This is a genomic window from Nocardioides oceani, from assembly GCF_030412965.1.
GTDB lineage: Bacteria > Actinomycetota > Actinomycetes > Propionibacteriales > Nocardioidaceae > Nocardioides > Nocardioides oceani.
Map to the genome: position 1 here is coordinate 1 of NZ_JAUHJQ010000092.1, position 309 is coordinate 309.

1 protein-coding gene is annotated in these 309 nt (G+C 38.5%); it reads left to right on the top strand.

The genetic code is table 11. From position 1 onward, the window contains the following. The coding region (locus QWY28_RS24750; protein WP_300955317.1) for an uL14 family ribosomal protein at window positions 1–98 on the top strand (98 nt) is incomplete at its 5' end. Between the last annotated feature and the right edge of the window lie 211 nt (window positions 99–309).

Sequence of the window (309 nt, forward strand, 5' to 3'; positions counted from 1 at the left end):
AAACACCTCGCGGAACTCGTATCTTTGGTCCTGTTGCTCGTGAATTGCGTGAAGGTAACTTCATGAAGATCGTGTCACTAGCGCCAGAAGTACTTTAATTTAAAACTCACAAACAATAGTACTCAAAAAATCAACGTTAGACAAATCAGAGTGACAAAGGCCTAACTAAGGTTCAGTGAGAAGCTCTAACGATAGATGTGAGTAAAGTCCACTGGTTTTGTCAGGGTGCCTCAGGGCGAAAGAAATAATAGGAGAAAATATTAATGTTTGTAAAAAAATGAGATAAAGTTCTCTTTATTGCTGGAAAGG